Source organism: Lentilitoribacter sp. JB5-8 (assembly GCF_055693385.1).
In genome coordinates, this window is sequence record NZ_CM146332.1 from 211,590 (window position 1) to 232,866 (window position 21,277).

At 45.9% G+C, this 21,277-nt stretch carries 22 protein-coding genes; 4 read left to right on the forward strand and 18 right to left on the reverse strand.

Annotated elements, in window-relative coordinates; translation table 11 throughout:
• Positions 1 to 11: 11 nt before the first annotated feature.
• The 16 genes from ACZ1GZ_RS01035 to ACZ1GZ_RS01110 form a co-directional block, all read right to left on the reverse strand.
• Positions 12 to 770 carry an SDR family oxidoreductase gene (locus tag ACZ1GZ_RS01035; protein WP_472666568.1) on the reverse strand — a complete coding sequence of 253 codons (759 nt, stop codon included), beginning with the start codon at positions 768 to 770 and terminating at the stop codon, positions 12 to 14.
• Between the two features lie 18 nt (positions 771 to 788).
• Positions 789 to 1,442 carry a LysE family translocator gene (locus ACZ1GZ_RS01040; RefSeq protein WP_472666569.1) on the reverse strand — a complete coding sequence of 218 codons (654 nt, stop codon included), beginning with the start codon at positions 1,440 to 1,442 and terminating at the stop codon, positions 789 to 791.
• A gap of 9 nt (positions 1,443 to 1,451) precedes the next feature.
• Positions 1,452 to 1,775: a carboxymuconolactone decarboxylase family protein gene (locus ACZ1GZ_RS01045; RefSeq protein ID WP_472666570.1), complete on the reverse strand. Its 324-nt coding sequence runs from the start codon at positions 1,773 to 1,775 to the stop codon at positions 1,452 to 1,454.
• Positions 1,776 to 1,792: 17 nt separating this feature from the next.
• A complete protein-coding gene (locus ACZ1GZ_RS01050; RefSeq protein ID WP_472666571.1) occupies positions 1,793 to 2,311 on the reverse strand; it encodes a hypothetical protein in 519 nt (172 codons plus the stop codon).
• A 17-nt stretch (positions 2,312 to 2,328) separates the two neighbouring features.
• Positions 2,329 to 3,537, reverse strand: coding sequence for a 2-oxoglutarate dehydrogenase complex dihydrolipoyllysine-residue succinyltransferase (odhB, locus tag ACZ1GZ_RS01055; protein ID WP_472666572.1), 1,209 nt, complete (start codon positions 3,535 to 3,537; stop codon positions 2,329 to 2,331).
• Between the two features lie 55 nt (positions 3,538 to 3,592).
• Positions 3,593 to 6,574, reverse strand: a complete 2,982-nt coding sequence (locus tag ACZ1GZ_RS01060; protein ID WP_472666573.1) for a 2-oxoglutarate dehydrogenase E1 component — start codon at positions 6,572 to 6,574, stop codon at positions 3,593 to 3,595.
• Between the two features lie 137 nt (positions 6,575 to 6,711).
• A complete protein-coding gene (gene sucD / locus ACZ1GZ_RS01065) occupies positions 6,712 to 7,614 on the reverse strand; it encodes a succinate--CoA ligase subunit alpha (protein ID WP_472666574.1) in 903 nt (300 codons plus the stop codon).
• A 3-nt stretch (positions 7,615 to 7,617) separates the two neighbouring features.
• The gene (sucC, locus tag ACZ1GZ_RS01070) at positions 7,618 to 8,811 is read right to left on the reverse strand and encodes an ADP-forming succinate--CoA ligase subunit beta (protein WP_472666575.1); all 1,194 of its coding nucleotides are present in this window, start codon (positions 8,809 to 8,811) and stop codon (positions 7,618 to 7,620) included.
• Between the two features lie 24 nt (positions 8,812 to 8,835).
• On the reverse strand, positions 8,836 to 9,798 hold the full coding sequence (gene mdh, locus ACZ1GZ_RS01075) for a malate dehydrogenase (protein ID WP_472666576.1): 963 nt from the start codon (positions 9,796 to 9,798) through the stop codon (positions 8,836 to 8,838).
• 289 nt (positions 9,799 to 10,087) lie between these two features.
• Positions 10,088 to 11,236, reverse strand: coding sequence for a cell division protein ZapE (gene zapE / locus ACZ1GZ_RS01080; protein ID WP_472666577.1), 1,149 nt, complete (start codon positions 11,234 to 11,236; stop codon positions 10,088 to 10,090).
• A gap of 30 nt (positions 11,237 to 11,266) precedes the next feature.
• A complete protein-coding gene (locus ACZ1GZ_RS01085) occupies positions 11,267 to 11,800 on the reverse strand; it encodes a protease inhibitor Inh/omp19 family protein (RefSeq protein ID WP_472666578.1) in 534 nt (177 codons plus the stop codon).
• A gap of 162 nt (positions 11,801 to 11,962) precedes the next feature.
• Positions 11,963 to 12,742, reverse strand: coding sequence for a succinate dehydrogenase iron-sulfur subunit (locus ACZ1GZ_RS01090; RefSeq protein ID WP_472666579.1), 780 nt, complete (start codon positions 12,740 to 12,742; stop codon positions 11,963 to 11,965).
• Between the two features lie 41 nt (positions 12,743 to 12,783).
• Complete coding sequence (sdhA, locus tag ACZ1GZ_RS01095; RefSeq protein ID WP_472666580.1) at positions 12,784 to 14,622, reverse strand: succinate dehydrogenase flavoprotein subunit; 1,839 nt, start codon at positions 14,620 to 14,622, stop codon at positions 12,784 to 12,786.
• 3 nt (positions 14,623 to 14,625) lie between these two features.
• A complete protein-coding gene (sdhD, locus tag ACZ1GZ_RS01100) occupies positions 14,626 to 15,006 on the reverse strand; it encodes a succinate dehydrogenase, hydrophobic membrane anchor protein (RefSeq protein ID WP_472666581.1) in 381 nt (126 codons plus the stop codon).
• A gap of 10 nt (positions 15,007 to 15,016) precedes the next feature.
• Positions 15,017 to 15,412, reverse strand: coding sequence for a succinate dehydrogenase, cytochrome b556 subunit (sdhC, locus tag ACZ1GZ_RS01105; protein ID WP_472666582.1), 396 nt, complete (start codon positions 15,410 to 15,412; stop codon positions 15,017 to 15,019).
• Positions 15,413 to 15,650: 238 nt separating this feature from the next.
• Positions 15,651 to 16,334, reverse strand: a complete 684-nt coding sequence (locus ACZ1GZ_RS01110) for a LysE family translocator (RefSeq protein ID WP_472666583.1) — start codon at positions 16,332 to 16,334, stop codon at positions 15,651 to 15,653.
• A 134-nt stretch (positions 16,335 to 16,468) separates the two neighbouring features.
• On the opposite strand from ACZ1GZ_RS01110, the gene ACZ1GZ_RS01115 reads away from it, so the two are divergent.
• The gene (locus ACZ1GZ_RS01115) at positions 16,469 to 17,098 is read left to right on the forward strand and encodes a DUF6434 domain-containing protein (protein WP_472666584.1); all 630 of its coding nucleotides are present in this window, start codon (positions 16,469 to 16,471) and stop codon (positions 17,096 to 17,098) included.
• Positions 17,099 to 17,110: 12 nt separating this feature from the next.
• Here ACZ1GZ_RS01115 and ACZ1GZ_RS01120 read toward each other — a convergent pair whose 3' ends face one another.
• Positions 17,111 to 17,722, reverse strand: a complete 612-nt coding sequence (locus tag ACZ1GZ_RS01120; RefSeq protein ID WP_472666585.1) for a LysE family translocator — start codon at positions 17,720 to 17,722, stop codon at positions 17,111 to 17,113.
• Positions 17,723 to 17,795: 73 nt separating this feature from the next.
• On the opposite strand from ACZ1GZ_RS01120, the gene ACZ1GZ_RS01125 reads away from it, so the two are divergent.
• The 3 genes from ACZ1GZ_RS01125 (at position 17,796) to ACZ1GZ_RS01135 (ending at position 19,864) form a co-directional block, all read left to right on the forward strand.
• The gene (locus ACZ1GZ_RS01125; RefSeq protein WP_472666586.1) at positions 17,796 to 18,248 is read left to right on the forward strand and encodes an Lrp/AsnC family transcriptional regulator; all 453 of its coding nucleotides are present in this window, start codon (positions 17,796 to 17,798) and stop codon (positions 18,246 to 18,248) included.
• A 113-nt stretch (positions 18,249 to 18,361) separates the two neighbouring features.
• A complete protein-coding gene (locus tag ACZ1GZ_RS01130) occupies positions 18,362 to 18,922 on the forward strand; it encodes a TetR/AcrR family transcriptional regulator (protein ID WP_472666587.1) in 561 nt (186 codons plus the stop codon).
• A gap of 3 nt (positions 18,923 to 18,925) precedes the next feature.
• Positions 18,926 to 19,864 (forward strand): sterol desaturase family protein, encoded by a 939-nt coding sequence (locus tag ACZ1GZ_RS01135; protein ID WP_472666588.1) that lies wholly within the window; start codon positions 18,926 to 18,928, stop codon positions 19,862 to 19,864.
• On the opposite strand, the gene ACZ1GZ_RS01140 is transcribed toward ACZ1GZ_RS01135, so the two are convergent.
• On the reverse strand, positions 19,801 to 21,249 hold the full coding sequence (locus tag ACZ1GZ_RS01140) for a DUF3179 domain-containing (seleno)protein (RefSeq protein ID WP_472666589.1): 1,449 nt from the start codon (positions 21,247 to 21,249) through the stop codon (positions 19,801 to 19,803). The two genes, ACZ1GZ_RS01135 and ACZ1GZ_RS01140, sit on opposite strands and share 64 nt — an antisense overlap.
• Between the last annotated feature and the right edge of the window lie 28 nt (positions 21,250 to 21,277).

The following is a 21,277-nucleotide window of genomic DNA, read 5'->3' on the forward strand; positions in this document are numbered from 1 at the left end:
AATAATTGGGTTTATGGGACAATGGATCGCCCGCCAGAGACGTCGATAATCGTTCCTGTTGAATATGATGCATCATCTGACATGAGCCAGATAATGGCTTTGGCAACTTCAATGGCATCGCCCGGACGCTTCATTGGGATAATAGACGCGAGTTCTTGCGCACGATCGGGCTGCCCACCGGATGCATGAATATCTGTGTCAATAACACCTGGGCGCACCGCATTCACACGAATGCCTTCTTCTGCAACTTCACGCGCAAGACCAACAGTCATTGTATCAATCGCACCCTTGGCGGAGGCGTAATCAATATATTGCGCACCAGCACCCAGTTTAGCTGCGGCCGAGCTTAAATTAACAATCGAGCCGCCCGAACCACCATGTTTGGTCGACATAGCTTTCACGGCTTCACGCGCACACAAAAAAGCACCTGTTAGGTTGATCGCGAATATGCGGTTGAGGCGTTCAAGCGACATTTCATCAAGACGCGCTGCATGATCAACAACGCCGGCATTATTGACCAATGCTTTGATCGTGCCTTTAGATTTAGCAAATTCAAACAGCTCTAAGACATCATCTTCATGCTGCATATCGCCTTGAAGAGAGTAGGCCTTGCCACCTGCACCCGCGATCTCGCCTACCACCTTGTCCGCAGCAGATTGATTAGATACAAAATTGACAATCACTGTATAGCCTTGTGCGCCAGCAAGCTTTGCTGCCTCAGCACCAATCCCGCGGCTACCACCAGTTACAATCACTACATTATCAGTCATATCGATCACCCCTAATCTTTACTGACGCGACGTTGCGACTCGAACCGCCAACATCACAAGTGCAGCACCTGTAATCCGGTTAAACCACTTACCGATTTTGTAAAACGCACCACGGACACTCGGTGTCGTAAAGAAAATCGAGACCAGCAGATACCAAGCAAAGAGTTGCAAGCTCATTGTCACAACATAAATAGCTTTCACCTCAACAACCGTTGACGCACTGACGATGGTTGAAAACAAAGCAAGGAAAAAGAGCACGGCCTTTGGGTTCAAAAGATTTGTTAAAAACCCAATCGTGAATGCGCCAATTGCACTTGGTTGATTGCTTTGTTTAACATCGTCAAAATTTGGTTTTTCAGGTGGCGCAGCACGAAATGTCGAAATGCCTAAATACAATAGATAAAGCGCACCGGCTATTTTTAAAATTGAAAACAACAACAGCGATTGGCTGACAATCAAACCAATACCAAGCAAGGTATAAGTGCCATGAACTAAAATCGCTGACGCGATCCCAAGACTTGTGAGGATAGCTGTCTTTCGACCATGCACGATGGATTGACGTAAGACCATGGCAAAATCCGGTCCTGGCACAACGGCATTAATACCAAAGGCAATAAAGAGCGCGGTAAATTCTAGCCAAGGAAATACAAATGATGAAAATTCAAATCCCATTGTTAAATCCTATTTGCCTTCGGTAAATTCATCATAAGCTTCGAGCGCTTTCGCACCATAAGTCAGCCCAGGCCCAGAAGCCATATAACCAATCATCGCTAGCCCTTCGCAAAACTCGTCTCGTGTTGCACCAAGGCGAATGAGCGAGCGGGTGTGAAATGCAATGCAGCTTTCGCACTGGGTCGCAATGGACATAGCCAAAGCAATATATTCTTTGGTTTTCTCATCCATAGCACCAGGTTTTTTGGCAGCTTTACCCATTGCTTCAAACGCACCGTAAGCTTCTGGCATTTCTGCTTTCAGCTTTTCAAGCCGCTTGATATTAGCGCTCATTAAATCTTTCCAGGCCATCACTGTGCTCCACAATCCAACAGATCGAAAACTTCAAACGGCTCGCGATCAATATTTAACTCATTCCAGATGGGTTTAGACATAACAGATCGGGCGAAGTCTGGCAGTAACAATTGCTTGACTGCAGGATCACCCTCATCCGGCAATAATCCAACAGCTCCGTCGGAATACAAACCATAAGGCACACCTTGCCAGATCGTGCATTTGGCCAATTCTTCCCCTGTTATATCGCCATCCGGACATTGATGAACCGCATAAGCGATTGGGCGCAAGGGATTGCCTTCTAACGTAATAAAACCTTCAATCTTCGTCTCAGACTTTTCTGAACCGATGGAAAAACCTTGCAAAAACGCTGAGGTTTCCGACCCTTCTTCAAAGGCAAAAACCAAGTCAGATTCAGGATCAATATACCGCGCTTTACTTTGCTCGCAAGATATTGCCGTTGCGTAAGAGGGCCCCACAAGAAGCATGATCATCGCAACGGATGAAAGTTGTATTAGCTTCTTGTGTAGAACCATAATTTTGCTCAATCAACTTAGAGATCAAGAACCAAACGCTCTGGATCTTCAAGGCTTTCTTTAACGCGAACCAAGAATGTCACGGCTTCTTTACCATCAACAATGCGGTGATCGTATGACAGTGCCAAATACATCATCGGACGGATAACAACCTGCCCGCCAATTGCCATTGGACGCTCTTGAATTTTGTGCATGCCCAAGATACCGGACTGAGGTGCATTCAAAATTGGCGAGGACATGAGTGAGCCGTATACACCACCATTTGAGATAGTGAATGTGCCGCCCTGCATGTCCGCCATACCAAGTTCGCCATCGCGCGCTGCACGACCCAAACGACCAATCTCTTGCTCAACTTCAGCAATTGACATGTCATCTGCATCACGCACGACAGGCACAACAAGACCTTTTGGTGTACCCACAGCAACACCGATGTGACAGAAGTTTTTGTAAACCAGATCCGTGCCATCAATCTCAGCATTCACAGCCGGGATTTCTTTCAGCGCATGACAAACTGCCTTTGTGAAGAAGCCCATGAAACCAAGTTTCACACCGTGTTTCTTTTCAAACAGCTCTTTGTATTTCTTACGAAGTTCCATCACAGCTGTCATGTCCACTTCGTTATAAGTGGTCAGCATTGCAGCTGTGTTTTGTGCATCTTTCAAACGCTTAGCAATTGTCTGACGAAGACGTGTCATTTTCACACGCTCTTCACGCGGCGCATCAGCTTCAGATGAAGCTGCACGAGGTGCAGCAGCTGGAGCTGCAGGTGTAGACACACCTTTTTCAAGTGCGCTGATCACATCACCTTTAAGAACCTGACCACGTTTACCTGAACCATCCACCTGATCAGATGAGATATTGTTTTCAGCCATCATTTTTGCAGCAGCCGGTGCAGCTGGCATATCTGATCCAGATGCCGCAGGCGCTGGGGCAGCAGCAGGTGCTGCTTCTTTTGGTGCTTCAGCAGCCGGTGCAGGCGCTGCGCCCTCACCTTCAGCGATCTGGCCCAAAAGCGCATCCACTTCAACAGTGTCACCTTCTTGTGCGATGATCTCAGACAAAACGCCTGACGCAGGTGCAGGCACTTCCAAAGTCACCTTATCTGTTTCAAGTTCAACAATGGGCTCATCTGCGGCCACTGCATCTCCAGCTTTTTTGTACCAAGTGCCAATCGTGGCTTCGCTCACACTTTCACCCAATGTAGGAACGCGGATTTCAGTAGCCATAGTGTTTTCTCTCGTTGTTGTTTTAAACGTTAAAATTCAAATAGGTTCAAATATTCTAATTACCAAGTGCGTCTTCTAAGAAGGCTTCAAGCTGGGCTAAATGCTGAGACATCAAACCTGTTGCTGTCGAAGCAGCTGCAGCACGACCCGTGTAGCGAACGCGTTGGTATTTTGCATTGATATGCGCAAGCACCCATTCCAAATACGGATCGATAAATGACCAGGCACCCATATTCTTAGGCTCTTCCTGACACCACACCATTTCAGCATTTGCAAAGCGCGATAGTTCATTGATCAAAGCTTTGGCTGGGAACGGATAAAGCTGCTCAAGACGCAAGAGATAAATGTCATCCAGACCACGCTTTTCACGCTCTTCGTAAAGGTCATAATAAACCTTACCAGAACACATCACGACGCGACGGATCTTGCTGTCTTTTTGCAGCTGAATTGGTGCATCTTTAATCACTTCAGCATCATCCCATAACAGACGGTGGAATGTTGATTCACCTGTTAGCTCTGAGAAGCTCGACACCGCACGCTTATGACGGAGCAATGATTTTGGTGTCATCAAAATAAGTGGTTTACGGAAATCACGGTTCAGCTGACGACGCAAAATATGGAAATAGTTTGCAGGCGTTGTACAGTTCGCAACTTGCATATTGTCCTCAGCACAAAGCTGAAGGAACCGTTCAAGACGTGCAGATGAGTGCTCCGGTCCTTGCCCTTCGTAGCCATGCGGCAGCAAGCAAACAAGACCAGACATACGCAACCATTTGCGCTCGCCTGATGAGATGAACTGATCAAACAGAACCTGCGCGCCATTGGCAAAATCACCAAACTGCGCTTCCCATAAAGTCAAAGCATTTGGCTGTGCGAGCGAATATCCATATTCAAAACCAAGCACCGCTTCTTCCGACAGCATTGAGTTAATCACTTCATATTCGCCTTGCGACGGAGACAAATTGCTCAATGGAATATAGCGATCTTCTGTTTCCTGATCATAAAGCACTGAATGGCGTTGCGAGAACGTACCACGCTCACAATCCTGACCGGACAAACGAACACGTGCTCCATCCTGACACATAGAACCAAAGGCCAATGCTTCACCCATTGCCCAATCGATACCTTCGCCGGTTTCAATCATTTTGGCGCGGTTTTTCATAAAGCGTTCAATAGTTTTATGCGCTTTAAAACCATCTGGGATTGTTGAAATCTTCTGACCGATTTCGCGAAGTGTTTTAGCAGGCACTGCAGTTTTACCGCGACGCTGTTCATCCGCATTGTTAGCCGTGGACAAACCAGACCACTGACCATCAAGCCAATCCGCTTTGTTTGGCTTATATGCCTGACCAGCTTCAAACTCGACCTCAAGTTTAGCGCGCCAGTCAGCTTTCATGCCATCAAACTCAGCTTGAGAAATAACGCCTTCTTCAACCAAGCGCGAACCGTAGATCTCAACAGTCGTTTTGTGCGCACGAATGTTTTTGTACATTTTTGGCTGTGTAAACGCTGGCTCATCACCTTCGTTGTGGCCAAATCTGCGGTAACAGAACATGTCGATCACCACAGGCTTGTGGAATTTCATGCGATATTCTGTTGCAACTTTAGCCGCATAAACCACAGCTTCCGGATCATCTCCATTGACGTGGAAGATTGGCGCTTCAATCATTTTCGCAACATCAGAAGGATAAGGCGAAGAGCGAGAGAAGGCTGGGTTTGTTGTAAAGCCGATTTGGTTATTGATGATGAAGTGAACAGTACCCGCAACACGGTGTCCACGTAGACCTGATAAACCCAGGATCTCCGCAATCACACCCTGACCAGCAAAGGCTGCATCACCGTGCAGCAATAGCGGCATCACTTTCACACGCTCTGTCAACGGAACGATATCGCCTTCTGGCTTACCGATAATGTCTTGCTTTGCACGCGCTTTACCCATAACCACCGGGTTAACAATCTCAAGGTGAGATGGGTTCGCAGTGAGTGATAAGTGAACTTTATTGCCATCAAACTCGCGGTCAGATGATGCACCCAAGTGATATTTCACATCACCTGAACCTTCCACTTCATCAGGGGCAAATGAACCACCTTTAAATTCATGGAAAATCGCGCGATGCGGTTTTGCCATCACTTGGCTCAACACATTCAAGCGACCACGGTGCGCCATGCCAAAGACGATTTCTTTAAGGCCGAGATTACCACCACGTTTGATGATCTGCTCAAGCGCTGGAATGAGCGATTCACCACCATCTAGACCAAAACGCTTTGTGCCTTTGTATTTAACGTCAATAAACTTCTCAAAGCCTTCAGCTTCAATCAGCTTTTGCAAAATCGCTTTCTTACCGTTTACAGAAAAGTCGATTGCTTTATCTGGACCTTCGATGCGTTGCTGCAACCATGATTTTTCTTCGGGGTTGGAGATGTGCATAAACTCAACGCCCATTGTCGAACAATATGTGCGTTGCAAAATATCAACCATCTGCGGAATTGTCGCATATTCCAAACCAAGTACGTGGTCGATGAAAATCTTACGATCATTATCTTCAGGGGTAAAACCATATGACGCAGGGGAAAGTTCATCATACGCTTCTTTTTTCTTGGCAATTCCAAGAGGGTCAAGATCTGCATGCAAATGACCACGCATACGAAAAGCGCGGATCATCATAATGGCGCGAACACTATCACGCGCTGCTTGCTCAATTTCGGCTTGATCAGGCGCTGCACCAGCGCTTTGCGCTTTGGCTTTTAACTTCTCTTCGACATGCTTTTCAACAGTGCCCCAATCGCCATCAAGGGCAGAGACTAATTCACCATTTGGCTGCTGTGGCCAATGATCTTTTTTCCACGATGCGCCTTGAGCAGATTTGCGAATGCTATCTGGGTCATCACCTAATTCCGCAAAAAATGATTGCCACTCAACAGGCACAGAATTCGGACTATCGAGATAACGTGCATACATATCTTCGATATAGGCGGCATTCGTCCCATCTAGGAAAGATGTTTGCTGGAAAAACTCATTGGCTTCTTGGCGTGCCATTTTTTATAACGGGAAAGCCCCGTCCCCTATCTGTCGCTGAGAATTCGACTCAGCCGTTTGGTTTAAATCAAGCTCGCTTATAACGCCCCGAGCTTTGTGCGAAGCTGGTAACATTAATTGCTACCAGCTTCAGTTTTCTAACCGTTCAACACTTTTACAAGTGTTTTGCCCAATTGAGCTGGTGATGGTGAAACAGTGATACCTGCAGCTTCCATGGCTGCAATTTTATCTTCTGCTCCGCCTTTACCGCCGGAAATAACCGCACCAGCGTGACCCATAGTTCTACCTGGAGGTGCCGTACGACCAGCAATAAAGCCAACCATTGGTTTTTTACGGCCCAATTTAGCTTGTTCGATCAGCCATTCAGACGCTTCTTCTTCCGCTGAACCACCGATTTCACCGATCATGATAATGCTCTCGGTTTCAGGATCATCAAGATACAAATCAAGCATATCGATAAATTCTGTACCCTTAACCGGGTCACCACCAATACCAACAGCAGAGCTCTGACCAAGACCTTCATTGGTTGTTTGGAACACAGCTTCGTAAGTCAGCGTTCCTGAACGTGACAAGATACCGACAGAACCTTTTTTGAAGATATTGCCCGGCATAATGCCAATTTTACATTCATCAGGTGTCATAACGCCTGGGCAGTTTGGTCCAATAAGACGTGAATTGGATTTATCCAAACGCGCTTTCACTTTAACCATGTCAGACACCGGAATGCCTTCTGTGATACAAATGATCAGCGGGATTTCTGCGTCAATAGCTTCAATGATCGCTGCGCCTGCACCTGCTGGTGGAACGTAAACAACAGAAGCGTTCGCACCCGTTGCAGCTTTACCTTCTGCAACACTTGCAAAGATTGGAAGCGTCTCGCCGCCTTTACCTTCCCAAGTCTGACCACCTTTTTTCGGGTGAATACCACCGACCATTTTGGTGCCGTGATAAGCAAGCGCTTGTTCGGTGTGGAATGTACCAGTTTTACCAGTTAAGCCCTGAACGAGAACTTTGGTGTCTTTGTTAATTAGAATAGACATCTGTTATCCCTTCACCGCTTTAACAATTTTCTGAGCTGCATCATCAAGATCATCCGCTGCGATCACATCCACATCGGAATCATTGATAATCTTCTTACCAGCTTCAACATTGGTACCCTCAAGGCGCACAACCAACGGCACCTTCAAACCAACATCTTTCACAGCTGTCACAACACCTTCCGCAATCACATCACATTTCATGATGCCACCGAAGATATTGACCAAAATGCCTTTTACATTTGGATCAGATGTGATGATTTTAAACGCAGCTGTAACTTTTTCAGTTGTCGCGCCACCACCAACATCAAGGAAGTTAGCAGGTTCAGCACCGTACAATTTAATGATATCCATGGTTGCCATGGCAAGACCAGCACCATTGACCATACAGCCAATGTCACCATCAAGAGCAACGTAAGCTAGATCATATTTAGAAGCTTCGATCTCTTTTTCGTCTTCTTCTGTTAGATCGCGCAATTCCTGCACATCTTCATGACGGAACACTGCGTTTCCATCAAATGATACTTTCGCATCAAGAACGCGCAAGTGACCATCTTTCATAACGATCAATGGGTTGATCTCTAGAAGCGCCATGTCTTTTTCAACAAAGGCATTATAAAGAATTGGGAACAAACCAGCGCCATCTTCTGCTGCAGCACCATCAAGCTCAAGAGCATTGTTGATCTTTGCAACGTCGGCAGCAGTAACACCCGTGTCTGGATCAATCGCAACTGTGATGATCTTTTCAGGTGTTTCTTCCGCAACAGCTTCAATATCCATGCCGCCTTCTGTTGATACAACAAAAGCAACGCGGCCAACTGTACGATCAACAAGTAGCGAGCAATATAGTTCGCGTGCAATATCGGCACCATCTTCTAGATAAAGACGGTTTACTTGCTTACCCGCTGGGCCAGTTTGCTTTGTAACGAGCGTATTACCCAGCATTTCTGCCACATGAGAGCGAACCTCATCTGGATTAAACGCCAAACGCACACCACCGGCTGCATCTGCGCCAAGTTCTTTAAACTTGCCTTTGCCACGTCCACCCGCATGGATTTGGCTTTTGACCACATAAAGTGGACCTGGCAAAGCTTCGATCGCCGCATCAACGTCATCCGCTGATAAAATTGGCACACCTTGGGCAACCGGTGCGCCAAACGACTTTAATAAAGCCTTGGCTTGATATTCATGAATATTCATAAATTCGTTCCCGTTTCTGGAAGATTATTTAAGGTTCGGTGCGATTTCCGCACATGTTTCGCAAAGACCAACAACCGCTGACACAGATGCATCAAATGCCGCTTGCTCGGCTTTATTCAAGTCAATCTCAACCACGCGCTCAACGCCTTCAGCGCCGATGATGGTTGGAACGCCAACATACAAATCTTTAACGCCATATTGGCCAGACAAGTGAGCCGCACATGGAATGACGCGTTTTTGATCTTTCAAGTAAGCTTCAGCCATTTTGATGCCAGATGCCGCAGGCGCATAATAAGCCGAACCTGACTTTAGAAGACCAACGATTTCAGCACCACCATCACGTGTACGCTGGATAATTTCTTCAAGACGCTCTTTTGTTGTCCAACCCATATCAATAAGGTCAGGCAATGGAATACCGCCAATTGTTGAGTAACGAGCAAGCGGCACCATTGTGTCACCATGGCCGCCAAGCACAAATGCTGTCACGTCTTTAACTGACACTTTAAACTCATCAGCAAGGAAGTATTGGAAACGTGCACTATCAAGCACACCAGCCATACCAACAACTTTGTTTTTTGGAAGACCTGAGAATTTTTGCAAAGCCCATACCATCGCATCAAGCGGGTTTGTGATACAGATCACAAATGCGTTTGGCGCGTATTTAGCAATACCTGCACCAACTTGTTCCATCACTTTAAGGTTGATACCCAAAAGGTCATCACGGCTCATGCCAGGCTTACGTGCAACACCAGCAGTAACGATACAAACGTCAGCATCAGCGATTGCTTCATAATCATTTGCACCTGATAGAGCGCTATCAAATCCATCAACGGGAGAAGATTCTGCAAGATCCAGCGCTTTACCCTGCGGGATACCATCGGCGATATCGAATAGGACGACATCTCCGAGTTCTTTCATTGATGCAAGATGTGCCAAGGTACCACCGATCATACCTGATCCGATGAGTGCAATTTTTTTACGTGCCATTGAGCTTCGTCTCCGAGTTATTTCGCCTGAATAAGGCCATTAGAACTGAGGCGATAAGAATAAGTCATGATTTTTTGTCGCCCGAATTAGTTTTTAACGCATTCAGTTGCAGCGATGGGAAACTCAGCTGCATCCAAAAGCCTGGAAGAGTTACCGCAAAGGCTTAGAATCCTACTGAAATAAATGCAAGTCAATTTTTTAATACATATTTATCAATAAGTTATAGTGTGTTATTTTTACGTAAACGTAAAATAAATCGATTTAAATTACTTTTCGAAAATGGTGAAATCTAGCTAATTTCCAATGATTCCAGATATTCAGCGCTCTGCATTTCAAATAATCGCGATGCCGTGCGCGCAAACTCGAACGCTTCCGTGCCGCGTTCACCTTCATAAAGTTCATCTGCAAGCTTCTCAGCTGAGACAAAAAGTCGAATTTTCTTATCGTAAAGAACATCGATCAGCGTGATAAATCTCTTGCTCTCATTGCGCTTTTGATTACCCAATTGCGGCACATCGTCCAGCACAATGGTGTGGAACTCTTCGGCAATAGCAATATAATCTGAAGCGCCAAGCGGCTTCGCGCAAAGATCATCAAATGAAAACCTTGCACACCCCGTTACAGATGAAGGCACCTCAATTTGGCGACCTTTATTTTCAATCTTATGGTCTTTTGAAACATTCTTGCCAGCCGTTAATGCAGCCCAGGCTTCATCCATTTTCAGCCGCGTTTCATCATTAAGTGGTGAGATGTAAACAGGCAGCTGATTGGTTTTTTCCATCCGATAATCGGTTGGAGAATCCAGACTTAGAACATCGACATGTTCATCCAGTAAATCGATAAATGGTAGGAACAATTCCCGGCTCAAACCATCCTTATAAAGATTAACAGGTTCGACATTTGAGGTGGCGATAAGGATGCAACCTTTTGAAAAAAGTTGTTCAAAAAGTCGCGATAAAATCATCGCGTCGGTAATATCTGTGACCGAAAATTCGTCAAAACATAAAATCCAAGCCTCAGCAAACAACTGCGAAGCGACCGGCGGAATGGGATCTTTTTCCCGACTTTCGCCATTCTGAAACTTCTGCCTATGAGCGTGGATGCGGTTATGGACGTCGGCCATAAAATCATTGAAATGAATGCGTTTCTTGCGCTTTGCAGGCACCAGCTCATAAAACATATCCATTAGCATGGTTTTGCCGCGGCCAACCGACCCATGAATATAGAGGCCCTTTGTCGGCGTATCCTTCTTTTGACGTTTGGCAAATAGCCAGCCAAGCGCGTTGGATTTAGACGCAACTCGTCGGTTACGCACATAATCAAGCACTTGATCAAGAGATTTTATCATTGCCTTTTGAGCAGGGTCTGGTTGGACCTCTCCAGAATTGACCAACAGCTCATAAGAAGCTGAGACCGTTAGCATTTCCGACTGAGGCATAAAGGCCCTACCTTAGTGTATGAAACCTAATTATCGGCTCATGCCGACAGCGCCACCACTTGTAAGTGATCCGCTATAGCGTTCAGAGGCTGTTTTATAAAGGCTTGCAACATTTGCGCCTGTGCTATCAGCTAAAACAACCTGCTTGCCCTTCACATCCCATGCAGAAATAACAGCTGATTGTCCCGCACACCCGCGTGAAGCAGCACGATAGCCGCCTGTCCACTTTGTCAAAGATAAGAAAATATCGCAGGTTTGCCCATCAGCTGCGAGCGTCCAACGCCCGATCAACTCTTCTTTGGTCAAGTCTTGCGCAGCAGCCGCGATCTGAGTTGTATCTGTCGCAGTAGCATTTGGTGCCGCTGGGAATTGGTTCGGATCACTTGTCGCGTCTGGCAGTTGGCTTGCTTCAACACCGCCAACAGGTGCTGGCGAGATAGGTTGTGGCTGAACGACTTGCGTATTGGTCGTACGCTGTCCAGGGAAACCACCAAAACTTGTGCGTTGGCAACCAGATAGCACAGCAAGAACCGCAGCTGCAGTTACTAAATATGACACACGCATGGTGAATACTCCCGTATATTGCCGTTATTCAAACGCGAAACTCTATGACGTCTATTATCGTAGACCTCATAAAACCGCAATATGGTTAAAAATAAACAAAAATTCGACTAAACTGCGGCAAAGCCACAGTTTATCTCAATTAAAACAATAATTTCCTAGTCGCTACACGCGACGTTCAACCATCATTTTCTTGATTTCGGCAATTGCTTTCGCCGGATTTAGACCTTTAGGACATGTTTGCGCACAGTTCATAATCGTATGACAACGATACAAGCGGAACGGATCTTCCAAATTGTCCAAACGCTCACCAGTTGCTTCATCGCGACTATCAATAAGCCAGCGATAAGCTTGCAACAGAACCGCAGGACCTAAATAACGATCGCCATTCCACCAGTAGCTTGGGCAAGACGTTGAACAACAAGCACACAAGATGCACTCATAAAGCCCATCCAATTTCGCACGGTCTTCGTGGCTTTGTTTCCACTCTGTTGCTGGCTGTGGTGAAACCGTTTGTAACCAAGGCTCAATCGAACGATGCTGCGCATAGAAATTATTCAAATCTGGTACAAGGTCTTTAACCACCGGCAAGTGCGGCAAAGGATAAATTTTTACCGTGCCATTGATCTCGTCCATTCCCTTTGTACAAGCCAATGAGTTTGTACCGTCGATATTCATCGCACATGAGCCGCAAATACCTTCACGGCAAGAGCGACGGAATGTCAAAGTCGGATCAATCTTGTTCTTAATATAAAGAAGACCGTCCAAAACCATTGGACCACAATCATCTAAATCAACATAAAATGTATCAACACTTGGATTGTCGCTATCATCAGGTGACCAGCGATAAACCTTATATTCGCGAACATTTTTGGCGCCTTCCGGCTTTGGCCAGGATTTACCTGTTTGTACCGTTGAGTTTTTTGGAAGTGTTAATTCAGCCATATCTCAAATTCCCTAACGTCGTTATTTTCCAACGACCAGTTTTAGTAAACCCGTGCTTTCGGTGCGATTTTCGCAATATCAATGCCGTCGGCAATAAGCTCTGTATGCACTGGACGATAATCAAGCGTCACATCGCCTTTTTCATTCACCCAGGACAATGTGTGCTTGCGCCAGTTTTCATCATCACGGCCAGCAAATGCGCCTTCTGTATAATCTTCGCGCGCATGCGCCCCACGGCTCTCTTTACGTGCTTCCGCACCATAAACAGTTGTAATCGCGTTCGGCATGAGGTTTGTCAGCTCAAGTGTTTCAACAAGATCAGAGTTCCAGATCATTGACGTATCAGTGACTTTCAAATCACTCATCTCACCCCAGATCTCAGACAAACGCTTACAACCAGATTCAAGAGATTCCTGCGTTCTAAACACCGCAGCATCGTCTTGCATCGCTGCTTGCATTTTATCACGAAGCGCAGCAGTTGGTGTGCCACCTTTTGCATGGCGAAGACCATCAAAACGATCCATGATCTTATCGCAGGCTTGCGTGTTCAAGTTTGGAATAGGCTCATCTTTATTGATCACTTCAGCTGCACGAATAGCTGCTGCGCGGCCAAAGACCACCAAATCAATCAATGAGTTTGAACCCAAACGATTAGCCCCGTGAACCGATGCACAGCCCGCCTCACCCACAGCCATAAGACCCGGAGACACAGCGTCCGGAGAACCAAGTGCTGGATTTACAACTTCACCCCAATAGTTGGTTGGAATACCGCCCATATTATAGTGAACTGTTGGTAGCACCGGAATTGGCGCTTGCGTTACATCAACACCAGCAAAAATCTTCGCAGATTCTGAAATACCTGGTAGACGCTCTGCCAATACATCAGGATCTAGGTGATCAAGATGCAAGAAGATATGATCTTTGTTCTTGCCAACACCGCGACCTTCGCGAATTTCCATTGTCATACAACGAGACACCACATCACGAGATGCCAAATCTTTCGCAGATGGTGCATAACGTTCCATGAAACGTTCGCCTTCAGAGTTGACGAGATAACCGCCCTCACCGCGTGCACCTTCAGTAATCAATGTACCTGAACCGTAAATGCCAGTTGGGTGGAATTGGACGAACTCCATATCCTGCAAAGGAAGACCCGCACGTGCGACCATGCCGCCACCATCACCAGTACATGTATGTGCTGATGTTGCAGAGAAATATGCACGGCCATAACCACCTGTTGCCAACACAACCATTTTGGCTGAGAAGCGGTGGATCTTACCATCATCAAGGTTCCAAGCGACAACACCTGTGCAACGTCCATCATCTTCCATGATCAAATCAAGGGCGAAATACTCGATAAAGAATTCGGCGTTATTCTTAAGTGACTGTCCATAAAGCGTGTGCAAAATCGCGTGACCAGTACGGTCAGCTGCAGCACATGTGCGCTGTACGGGTGGACCTTCACCATAGTTTTGCATATGCCCGCCAAATGGGCGCTGGTAAATCTTACCTTCTTCATTTCGTGAAAATGGCACACCGTAGTGTTCAAGTTCATAAACAGCTTTTGGAGCTTCCATGGTCAGATACTGCATCGCATCAACATCACCAAGCCAGTCAGAGCCTTTCACGGTGTCATACATATGCCACTGCCAGCAATCCGGCGTCATGTTTACAAGCGACGCGGCAATACCACCTTGCGCGGCAACTGTGTGCGAACGAGTTGGGAATACTTTTGTAATACAGGCTGTTTTAAAGCCCTGTTCTGCCATGCCCAACGTTGCGCGAAGGCCAGCACCACCGGCACCGACAACAATCACATCATAGGCGTGATCTACATATTCATAGGCGCGCTTATCTTGCGCGTTTTCTGAAGCTGCCATGAATTAACCCCCAAAACCGAGTTTTAAGATCGCAAAGAGTGACAAGGCACCAATTACAATTGCGAAAAATGTATTGAAAAGTAGAAGCGCGATCTTCGTGCTTTCTGTGTGGATATAATCTTCGATGATGACCTGCATACCAAGTTTCATGTGTACAACACCTGAAATGATCACCAATCCAAATAATACAGCCACAATTGGATTGCCCAATGCACCGGTCACTTCTGCATAAGACGCACCATTATATGTGATGATAAATCCAATGAAGAAAATCAAAAGCGGCACGTTGGCAAGTGCTGTTAAACGCTGACGCCAAAAATGCTCAGTGCCTTCTTTGGCTGAACCAAGGCCACGAACTTTGCTTAAAGGTGTACGATAATCCATAATTTACTCCCTACATCCGTGTCGCATAGCCGATGATCCAAATCAGGATCGTCAGGATGATAGAACCAGCTAGCGTTGCCCACGCCATTTTGGTGGAAACGTCTTTGTCAAAACCTTTACCTGTATCCCAAATAAAGTGACGAATGCCGCCAAGCATGTGATGCACAAGTGCCCATGTGTAACCAAAGAGGATTAAGCGACCGATAAAGGATCCGAAAATTCCATTGACCAGATCAAAATATACTTCACCAGAAGCTGCTGCGATCAACCACCAAGCGACCAAGATCGTGCCCACATATAATGCTGCACCAGTAACACGGTGCGCAATGGACATGACCATTGTTGGAATAGGCTTATAAACGGAAAGATGCGGCGATAACGGCCTGTTTTGAGGTGCACTGCTCATAATTAAGCCCCCTTTTGATGTGTGCGAATGTGGAAGCCAATAAATCTACCCTGTGATCATGTACAAAAGTAAATGATCCTTCGGTTCCCACTGATTTGAAACAAAATTGTATCATTGCGGCGTTCTTTAGCAGCTCGAATCGCTTTGGCAAAGATACCTAACCAAATAAAATCGGTTTAAGCTTCATCTTGAATCGAAATAATTGTTTAATTCTCTGTATTTAATAACTCATACAGAGCTATTGCGGGGCAGCAGTTGCCGATTTGCCTAAAATTTTATCACTTAGAGCATCAACAGCTTCTGCCAGAACAACAACACCAACACTACCGATGATCGCCGCGACCGCACGATTAAGCCGAAGCAGTGCTTTTGCGGAGGATAATACGCCAGCGGCAATGGAAGCAGCAAAGGCATAAACCAACAATGTGATCATCAATATCGTCGCGGTGATCACTGCCAGTATCGACCAATCTAAAAATCCAACCTGGTTTAAGTCCAATACATTAGGGATCAAAGCCATGTAAAAAATAATAGTTTTCGGGTTTCCGAGCGTGACAACCAAGCCATATAAATATCCACCGGCCATGCGGGATTTTTTTGATTTGGTTTGCTCGTTTTCAGTGCTTTGAAACGCGCCTTTCGAAGTCCAAAGGCCATATGCAATATAAAGAAGATATAAAGCGCCAAGAATTTTAATCACAATAAATACGCCGGAAAAGGCCTTTGCAACGACAGACAATCCCAAAACGGCGAGTGTTAGAAAGAATACATCACCGGTGATATGTCCCAGGATAAATGGCATTGTATCTTTAACGCGTTTACCAAGAGCTTGCCCAATAAGAGCTGCAACACCTGGACCGGGGATGAGTGCAGACACAGCCAATGCCAATGAATAGGCGATAAAGGGGGTAATCGTTTCCATGGGTTGCACCTTCTTTGTTTAAATAACCTTCTTAAACGGTAACGTACCCAACCCGATAACGCCATCCACTTCACAAAAAATCTGACCGAGTTTCAGTTATTGAAAATGACAAACCATTGATCTAACGTTCGGCCATGAGCAACAATGAAAAACGCCCTGATCCGCTTTCCATCAAAGACGCAGCAGAATTTAAGCGCTGGTATTGGCGTAAAGAAGATCTCACATTGATTGCAAAGCACTATGGGGTCAAATCCACCGGCGCCAAATTTGATATCTTGGACAGAATTGCGCATTTTTTAGATACAGGTGAGAAATCTTCACCAAAAGATCGCGCACTAAAAAGTAAGCGCACACCACAATTATCAAAGTTTGATTGGCATTGCGAAGTGCTTGATGAAAACACCATCATTACTGACAGCTATAAAAACACCCAAAATGTGCGCAGATTTTTCAAACAGCACTGCGGAGAAGGTTTTAAATTCAACATCGCCTTCATGGAATGGATGAAAGCCAATATTGGCAAAACACTTTTAGATGCTGTGGAAGAGCATAAAAAACGAGAGCAACTCCTTAAGGCCTCAGGTGAGAAAACCAAAATCAAACCTCACAATCAATATAATCAATATTGTCGCGATTTTCTTGCCGATAACCCAAATTTAAAAATGTCTCATGTGCGCATTGCATGGGCTAAAAAGATCGAATTGCCATCTGAAACCGGTCGCCATATCTATGAGAAATCTGATCTAGAGTTTCTTAAAAATTAGACTCAAAACCATCTATACAAATGCGCCGGTGAGGACCGGATATAACGTTGCCACCAAAATTAGCGCGCAACCGATATTAAATGCTCTGAACGCAACCGGATTGCTTAAGAACATGCGAAGCTTCAAGCCAATGATTGTCCACGTATTTGCGGACATCATTCCCACCGCCAGAAATACAAATATGACGATGAAAACACTGAGCAGCATATTGTTTGCAATTGTGTAAGCAGAAATCGCCGTTAGCGCCATGGCCCAGGCTTTGGGATTAACCCATTGGAATGCAGCGGCTTGGATAAAGGTCAATGGGCGGGTGTTTTTGATCTCCGGATCCATACCTGCTGGCCGCGTCGAAGCGATTTTATAAGCGAGATAGATCAAATAAACCGCGCTCAAAACCTTCATGACCAGAAGGCTAATCGGATAGGCTTCAAAAATCTGCGTAATGCCTAGCCCAACACCAAAAATCATCACTGGGAAGCCGATCGCAATCCCCAAGATATGAGGCACAGATTTACGCCAGCCAAAATTCATCCCAGAACTGAGTAGCATTAGATTATTAGGGCCGGGTGAAAATGCTGACACCAACGCAAAACCGACTAATCCGATAAGAAGTTCATTGCTCATGAACAATACTTTATTGCAGACCGACATAAATTTTATTGCGAAAATACGTAAGATATGTGTTATTACGCAATATATGAGAGATATTGATAAATTTGACGAAATTATATTGCGGGAACTTGAGCGCGATGGACGCATCTCCAACGTAGACTTAGCTGATAAGGTTGGTCTTTCAACATCCGCATGTTTAAGACGCGTGCACGAACTTGAGAAAAACGGAACCATTAAAAGCTACCGCGCTGTTATTGACCGGGAACGCACTGGTAAAGGTTTCACCGTGATTGTGACCGTCGGGCTCGCTCGCCACCTTAAAAAAGATCAGCAAGAGTTTGAGCGCGCCATGCAAGCTGCACCGCAAGTGGTGGAATGCCACAGCATATCTGGCGAATTTGAATATATGCTGCGCATTGAGGTGCGTGATCTTGCAGCTTATAAATATTTCCATTCCGAAATTTTAGGAACAGTGCCGCAAGTATCGCGCATAACTTCGCATTTTGTGATGGCTTCACCCAAAGATTTGCGCGGCTAACACGGTTTTCATAAACAATTAATTCTCAGCTAAACCAAAAACTTACAGCCACTGCATAAGCTCGTTTGAGATTTTCTGATTGACACTCATACCAAATGAGACATATTTGTCTCATGACAAAAATTCGACTAGATACAAAAGACGCTATCCTGCAAGCAGGCTTTGATGTCTTCAGCAAAAACTCCAGCGCATCCTTGGACAAAATTGCCAAGCGCGCTGGTGTTGGGCGCGCAACTTTGCACCGTTACTTCTCATCAAAAGATGATCTTATGGAAGCTTTGGCTTGGGCCGCGATGGACGAGTTAAACGAAGCTGTCGAAGACGCGATAAAAGATGCGCAAAGCTATACAGAAGGTCTACGATTAGCACTTGAAGCAATCGTCCCACTTTCAAACCGACAATTGTTTTTGGCCAATGAACCTTTGGATAAAAACCCAAAAATTGCTAAGGCTTACGAGAAAGATCGGCAAGAGCTGATTGCTGACATTGAAAAGGCAAAGCAAGAGGGCACCTTCTCGCCTGATATCCCATCCAAATGGATCGCCGAGAGCTTTGAAGCATTAACCTATGCCGCATGGGTAATGGTCAATGATGGCGAAGCCACACATAAACAAGCTGCAGATCTTGCGTGGCACACGCTGACATCCGGCCTTTCAGCTTCAATGAGTAAGTAGAAAATGAATTTAGAACTTTTAGAAAATTTAGGCACACAAATAGATGATGCGTTCTTCATCATAGGTGCCATCATCTTTGCGATTGAAATCGCGGAAGCATTCTTTAAAGGCAACTTAAAAGGTCGCACTTTTTTAGAGATGCTCGCCAGCACCTCAACTCAAATACCATATTTGTTGGTTGAAATCTTTATCATGACCAGCGCCTATGGCCTGTTCTACATTCTGGCCGAAGGTCTCGTACCCTGGTCTATCCCGATGAATTGGTGGACACTTGTGTTGGTCGTCATTGTTGCGGATATCACCTATTATTGGGAACACCGAATTGCCCATCAGGTGCGTATTTTATGGACCCAGCACGCCGTGCATCATTCATCACGTGATTTTAATATCATTACCGGCATTCGCTTTGGCCCGCTGGAAAGCGTGTGGGCACTTATTGCTCATACACCTATGGTCATTATGGGCTTCTCGCCGGATATGATTTTCTTCGGCTCGCTCACTGTGCTTGCCTATCAAACATGGATCCACACAGAAACTATTGGCAAATTGGGTCCATTAGAAAAAGTGCTAAACACGCCATCTCACCACCGAGTTCATCACGGTTCTGACGCGAAATATCTGGATAAAAACTATGGTGGCATCCTAATCATCTGGGATCGTATGTTCGGATCATTCCAAGTGGAGGAAGAAACACCGCGCTATGGCCTGACCACAGATTTTGATACCCCAAACCCGATCCATGTTTGGTTTTCCGAATTCCCGCAGCTCTACCGTGATCTCAAATCAGCAAAGTCTGGCAGAGAAGTGTTTATGCGGCTATTTGCCGGCCCCGGCTGGTCACCAAAAAAGACAACCAACCGAACTGATTTAAATGGGGCTTATGACCCCACCCATAATTCAGTTTCAGGATGGAACTGTGACCATGCAAACCAAAACGCTTGATGACTGCCAATATCCGCACCGTCTTTGCCAACAGCCTTAACGCCACTGCCCGATAGCACCAACCTCACATCGCCAAATGTAATTTCTTTACCGCTTGCAAGCGCGGCGACAGCATTTGAACGTTGGAAGGCAATTGGTTGGCCAGCCTCAGTGATCACACCAATGACATCTTCATGAACTGGCAGGCGCGGATCAACATCGCCAACCGGGAAAATCGGGCCATTTGCATCGCGTCCATTTCTAAAATCAGGGTCTCTGCCCAATGCGTATCTTTCAAGCAGAACAGTCGTCTCAGGATGGGCTTTTTTCCATGCACCCCATGTGGAGGTGACGACACTTGCCTGCTTCAACTTAATGCCTTTTTCATAAAGCGGACCCGTTACAGCATTGCCTTTAAACGTGTCGAGCACAGAATAAGTCGTAAGATCATACATCACTTTGTTCGAGCGAATAAGAAGACCGGATGTGCGCAATACTGGTCGCTCAATACCTTCTGGCAACTGGTCAGTGAAATAGGCCTGCGCTGCGCCACACAATGTGCAATATGGAATACCAAGATGACGGCCACCAAGCGTATCATTGACCATCTCGCGCACTTCCATGATACGGCGTGGATAGGCACGGTATTCACCATTAACCTCAATTCCAAAGACCACATCGTCATCTTTCAGCCATGTCGCATCTTCTGCGCTTGAGACTTCCGGATTATCCGCAGCGGGGATACAATTACATGGCTCATCCGTGGTGTCATATGGGCGGTTATCAATGAGAACCCCACCCCAGGACACATGACGCCAATCAATATCACCTTCGACGAAGATACGCTCCCAGCCAGGCACAATCGTTGTGAAAATCGCTCGCTTATATTCAAGATAATTCGGCGGCTCAGGGATATCCCAAGCGATTAAATGATCCGTCGCAATTCCCCATTGGTTTTGCAAAGGTATCTCTTTGCCCAAAAGGCTTGTTGAAGCTGCGGAAAGCTCAATATTAAGGCGCTGCCCAGATGAGAAACGCATCAGATCACTTAATATCCACACAAGACGTGGATCTTTAGACTGAGAGATTTCGGTCAGCGCAACTGTCTGATCTGGCCCCCAGCTGGATTGAGCCATCGCATCAAGGAAGGCAACTTTCACAGCTGCAGTAAGTTCATCGGACAAATCACCTTCAGGAATAGCGGGCGGCTCACCAAATTTCTCAATCACATATTTGGGCAGAGCCTTGCCTTCTTCTGCTTGAGCTGAGGTTACCAGCATCGCGCATAACGCAAGAAACGAATAGAAAACATAAAGGTGAGGTTTTGAGCCAATTGCCATGAGAAAGCCTTTTCGCAAACTTATCAATTGGCGATCAGCGTAATCGTAAGCTTTTCTTGATGCCAATCACGATTACATCAGGATTTCGTGATCA